Genomic DNA, 4,659 nt, shown 5'->3' with positions numbered 1-4,659 from the left:
GGCGGCGTCGGCCTGTCCGGGCACGCGTCGCACCGCGTCGTGACCGAACGCTCCATGATCGGCATGCCCGAGACCGGCATCGGCTTCATCCCCGACGTGGGCGGCACCTGGCTGTTGGCGCACGCGCCCGGCGAGATCGGCACGCACGTCGCGCTCACCACCGCGCGTATGTCCGCCGGTGACGCCATCGCGGCGGGTTTCGCCGACTACTTCGTGCCCTCGGAGCACCTGCCCGCGCTGCTGGAGGCGTTGCGGGACAACGAGGTCGAGGTGGCCATCGCCAAATTCGCGCAGCCCGCACCGGTTTCGGAGTTCGTCGCCCAGCAGGACTGGATCGACGCCTGCTACAGTGCCGACACCGTCGAGGAGATCGTGCACCGGCTCGAGCTCGACGGCCGCGCCGAATCCGCCAAGGCCGCACGCGACGTGCTGTCGAAATCGCCGGTGGCGCTGAAGGTCACGCTGCGCTCGCTGCGCAGCGCCCGGCACGCCGCCGACCTCGAGGCCGCGTTGAACCAGGAGTACCGGGTCTCCGCCGCCTCCCTCAACACCCACGACCTGGTGGAAGGCATTCGCGCCCAGGTCATCGACAAGGACCGCAACCCGCAGTGGTCGCCCGCCACCCTGGCGGACGTCACCGAGGCCGACGTGGACGCCTACTTCGGCCCGCTCGGCGACCGCGAACTGGGACTGTAAGGACGAGCGATGAGCAACAACACCACCGTCGGGTTCCTCGGACTCGGCCACATGGGCGGGCCCATGGCCGCCAACCTGGTCAAGGCCGGATACGAGGTGCTCGCCTTCGACCCCGTGCCCGCCGCGCAGGACCAGGCGCGCGAAGACGGCGCGACCGTCGTAACCGCTGCGGCCGAAGCGGTTTCGGCCTCCGACATCGTCATCACCATGCTGCCCAACGGCCGCATCGTGCTGGATCTCTACAACGAGGTGCTCGCCGCCGCCAAGCCCGGCACCCTGTTCGTCGATTGCTCCACCATCGACGTCGCCGACGCCAAGCAGGCCGCGGAACTCGCTGCGGCAGCGGGGCATCGGGCCCTCGACGCCCCCGTCTCCGGCGGTGTGGCGGGCGCGGCGGCGGGCACCCTCACCTTCATGGTGGGTGGCGCGGACGCCGACTTCGCCGATGCCCTGCCGCTGCTGGAGGTCATGGGCGGCAAGGTCGTGCACTGCGGCGGCGCGGGCGTCGGCCAGGCCGCCAAGATCTGCAACAACATGCTGCTGGGCATCTCCATGATCGGGCTGTCCGAAGCCTTCGTGCTGGGCGAGAAACTGGGGCTCACCCACGAGAAGTTCTTCGACGTGGTCTCCACCGCCTCCGGCCAGTCCTGGGCGCTGACCTCGTATTGCCCTGTCCCCGGGCCGGTTCCGGCCAGCCCCGCCAACAACGACTACCAGCCCGGATTCGCGACCGCGCTCATGAGCAAGGACCTCGGGCTGGCGGCCAGCGCGCTGCGCGCCAACGGCGTCGACGGGCAGATCGGCTTGCTGGCCGCGGAGATCTACAACCGCTTCAACCAGGAAGAAGCGGGCAAGGACTTCTCGGCTATCGTCACCGATATCCGCAAGCGATCTGAAGGGGAGACGGCGTGACCGACTTCGAGACCATTCTGCTGGAGCGTAAAGGCCGCGTCGCGCTGATCACGCTCAACCGGCCGAAGGCCCTCAACGCGCTGAATTCGCAGGTCCTGACCGACATCTCGGCCGCTCTCGACGAGCTCGAGAACGACAACGAGATCGGCGCGGTCGTGCTGACCGGGTCCGAGCGCGCCTTCGCGGCGGGCGCGGACATCAAGGAGATGCAGACCAAGTCCTACATGGACATGTTCCTGGCCGACCACTTCGCCGGATGGGACCGCCTGGTCGCGTTCCGTAAGCCCATCATCGCCGCGGTCGCCGGTTACGCCCTCGGCGGCGGCTGCGAACTCGCCATGATGTGCGACATCCTGCTCGCCGCCGACACCGCCAAGTTCGGGCAGCCCGAGATCAAACTCGGCGTCATCCCCGGCATGGGCGGCTCGCAGCGCCTCACCCGCGCCGTCGGCAAGGCCAAGGCCATGGATCTCATCCTCACCGGCCGCAATATGGACGCCGAGGAGGCCGAGCGCGCGGGCCTGGTCTCGCGCATCGTCCCGGCCGCGGAACTGGTCGACACCGCCCTCGAGGTGGCCGAGACCATCGCGTCCATGTCGCTGCCGTCGGTGATGATCGCCAAGGAGGCGGTGGACCGCGCCTTCGAGACCACCCTCACCGAGGGACTGCGCTTCGAGCGTCGCGTCTTCCACTCGCTGTTCGCGACCGAGGATCAGAAGGAAGGCATGACGGCCTTCGTCGAGAAGCGCCCCGCGAACTTCACGCACCAGTGAGCGCGCCAGCACTCTGAACTCTCGTGCCCCGCTGCCCAACGGCAGCGGGGCACGGTGCTGAAGGGGGTGGGTAAGGCATCGCGGGCGCGGTCCGGGCCGAGTCCACGCGCGTGTCGCGCAGCGGCGAATTCGGCTGTGCTCAGCCGTGTTTCGGCGGGCCGACCACTTCGACCGTCGGCGGCTTGCCGTCGGTGTGGTCGCCGCCGTCGCGGTTCATGGCCAGCGCGCCCACGATGGTGCCGCCCAGCGTCGCGGTAACCGCCACGGCCGCAACGATCTTGCGGCGGGACACGGGGGAGGAGGAGGGGGCCTCGTGGATGCCCGAGCCCGGAGTCAGGTGGACGCTGCGGATACTGCGGGCGGACGGGCGCTCGGCGGCCAGCAGCACCGCGCCGCGGGTGGAGACGAACTCGGGTTCGGGATCGTAGATCAGCGGCAGATCCAGCTGCTGCTTCAATTCGTCGCGAATGCTCTTGTTGCGGGTGCAGCCACCCAGCAGGGCGATCCCGGTGGGCCGGATACCCGTCTCATCGACCATGTGGCGGACGAACGAGGCCGAGTGGTGGATACCGGCCTCCACGAGTTCGGCGAAGTCGCTACGGGTGACCACGAAGCGCTGCCCGGTGATCGGATCGCAGACGGCCAGCACGCGCTCGGAGGCCAGGGCTTCCTTCTGACGGCGTGTCGTGGCCATGTCGAGGGTCACGCCGCCGCGGGTGAGCAGCCAGCGCAGCAGGGCATCGTGGCCGTCACCGCCCAGAACGGTGCTGCGCTTGGTGGCGAGGACGGCATCGGTTCGGCAGTCGATCTGGGTGAGGGTCAGACCGGAAGCGCCTAGGTCGTAGAGCAGGACCGAGCCCTCGGTGGGTAGCCGACCGGTGAACCGTAGATACCTCAGCTGGGCCACCGGCTCGTCGATGACGGTCAGGCGATTGCGGCCGGCGGCGGTCCGAACGGACTCGGCGTGCGAGCTGCACCGGCAGGTCACGGCGATGCCGGTAATGAATTCGTCCCGCTTAGCGGCCGATTTCCGCATCAGCCGGATGGCCTCGAACACCGCGTCTTCCATGCTGCCGCCACCGGCCCGGCGTAAGACCTTGCAACGGTCGATGGGGGGAAGATGCGGCTGGTCGGAATGGGTGAGCATGGCGCGTGCGCCAGCAGCGCCCGCCGACACCCCGAGGACCAGCACCATGGCCTCAATGGTGAACCTTTTGTGAGCCGAATCCAAGACTATGAAGCAGGAAATTGGCTGCTGGGTCGCTGAAGGGTTACTGACCGGCCCATCGTGTCGGCGAGCTACCGGGATCGAAGTCACCGGCCGCCTGCCGGAACTCCGACAGCAATTCCAGCAACAACTGCAAACGTTGCGGTGGCAGTCCGGCCTCGGCGAAAACCCGCCGATTCAGCTCGATGGTGGCCTTGGACACCAATTCTCTTCCGGCATCGGAGATTTCGATGAGCGTCGCCCGCCGGTCACTCGGATGTGGCACACGCTTCACCAACTTCGCCGCCTCCAGCCGGTCGACGGTGTTGGTGACCGAGGTGGGATGCACCTGTAGGCGGGCGCTGGCCACCGCCATGGGCAGCGCGCCGGTTTTGCTGAAACTCAGCAGCATGAGTAGCTCGTATCGGGAAAACGTCAAACCGGACGGTCGGAGCGCTTCGTCCACCCGGGCCATCACGATCTGCTGCGCGCGCACCAGCGAGGTCACCGCGGCCATGCCGTCGGCCACGTCGCCCCAGCCGTGCTCCGACCACTGGCGATGCGCCTCCTCGATCGGATCGAGCGGCAACGGACGCGGTCGAGACATGCCCCCGATCATCGCATGTCACGAACCGGTTGGTTGAAGCGCCGAGCCGATTGGTGAAGGTGCACAGAAATCACCGTGATTTAAAGACTTTGCCGCATGCCGCGATCCCGGCACTATGGCCGGACACGATGCGGGTGTGTCCGAGCGGTTAGGAGCAGGTCTGCAAAACCTGTCACACGGGTTCGAGTCCCGTCGCTCGCTCCATCGGAGAACGCCTCCCGGAAATCCGGGAGGCGTTTTCGCTGTCAGGACGCGGTGAGGCCGGTGAGGTCGCGGGCGACCACATGATTGCGGTCGGCGGTGGTGCCCAGCGTGTATTCGGGCAGCAGACCGAAGTATTCGCCCCGGGACCGCGAACTCCAGCGCCGGGCCCCCTCGGTGCGAGTCTTGTAGAAGTTCAGCATGTAGCCGCCCTCGTAGAGACGCAGCAAGGTATAGCCGCCCGGATACTCCTTGCAGGCGGC

5 protein-coding genes, 1 tRNA gene and 1 pseudogene are annotated in these 4,659 nt (G+C 67.8%); 4 read left to right on the top strand and 3 right to left on the bottom strand.

Features of this window, described 5'->3' with window-relative positions; translation table 11 throughout:
• The 3 genes from ACWELQ_RS38630 to ACWELQ_RS38620 form a co-directional block, all read left to right on the top strand.
• Positions 1 to 696: 3-hydroxyisobutyryl-CoA hydrolase (locus ACWELQ_RS38630; RefSeq protein ID WP_452401961.1), on the top strand; the 696-nt coding region annotated here is incomplete at its 5' end.
• Between the two features lie 9 nt (positions 697 to 705).
• Positions 706 to 1,608 (top strand): 3-hydroxyisobutyrate dehydrogenase, encoded by a 903-nt coding sequence (gene mmsB / locus ACWELQ_RS38625; protein WP_452401960.1) that lies wholly within the window; start codon positions 706 to 708, stop codon positions 1,606 to 1,608.
• Positions 1,605 to 2,381, top strand: coding sequence for an enoyl-CoA hydratase (locus ACWELQ_RS38620; RefSeq protein ID WP_452401959.1), 777 nt, complete (start codon positions 1,605 to 1,607; stop codon positions 2,379 to 2,381). Before mmsB ends, ACWELQ_RS38620 begins: the two co-directional genes overlap by 4 nt.
• A 139-nt stretch (positions 2,382 to 2,520) precedes the next feature.
• Here ACWELQ_RS38620 and ACWELQ_RS38615 read toward each other — a convergent pair whose 3' ends face one another.
• Together ACWELQ_RS38615 and ACWELQ_RS38610 are read right to left on the bottom strand one after the other, a co-directional pair.
• The gene (locus tag ACWELQ_RS38615) at positions 2,521 to 3,576 is read right to left on the bottom strand and encodes a hypothetical protein (RefSeq protein WP_452401958.1); all 1,056 of its coding nucleotides are present in this window, start codon (positions 3,574 to 3,576) and stop codon (positions 2,521 to 2,523) included.
• A gap of 76 nt (positions 3,577 to 3,652) precedes the next feature.
• Positions 3,653 to 4,195 carry a MarR family winged helix-turn-helix transcriptional regulator gene (locus ACWELQ_RS38610; RefSeq protein ID WP_452401957.1) on the bottom strand — a complete coding sequence of 181 codons (543 nt, stop codon included), beginning with the start codon at positions 4,193 to 4,195 and terminating at the stop codon, positions 3,653 to 3,655.
• Between the two features lie 130 nt (positions 4,196 to 4,325).
• Between ACWELQ_RS38610 and ACWELQ_RS38605 the strand changes: the two genes are divergently transcribed.
• A tRNA-Cys gene (locus tag ACWELQ_RS38605) sits at positions 4,326 to 4,399 on the top strand.
• A 41-nt stretch (positions 4,400 to 4,440) separates the two neighbouring features.
• Here the strand turns inward: ACWELQ_RS38605 and ACWELQ_RS38600 are convergent.
• Positions 4,441 to 4,659, bottom strand: a pseudogene (locus ACWELQ_RS38600) (phosphohydrolase); the annotation flags it as partial.

Source organism: Nocardia sp. NPDC004722 (assembly GCF_053601505.1).
Note: the sequence above shows the minus strand (reverse complement) of the source record. Positions and strands in the feature narration are given on the sequence as shown.

What these genes read in the sequence shown, in the direction of transcription:
- mmsB (WP_452401960.1), top strand. Translation starts at nt 706, where the DNA reads ATGAGCAACAACACCACCGTCGGGTTCCTCGGACTCGGCCACATGGGC.
- ACWELQ_RS38615 (WP_452401958.1), bottom strand. Translation starts at nt 3,576, where the DNA reads ATGGTGCTGGTCCTCGGGGTGTCGGCGGGCGCTGCTGGCGCACGCGCC.
- ACWELQ_RS38610 (WP_452401957.1), bottom strand. Translation starts at nt 4,195, where the DNA reads ATGTCTCGACCGCGTCCGTTGCCGCTCGATCCGATCGAGGAGGCGCAT.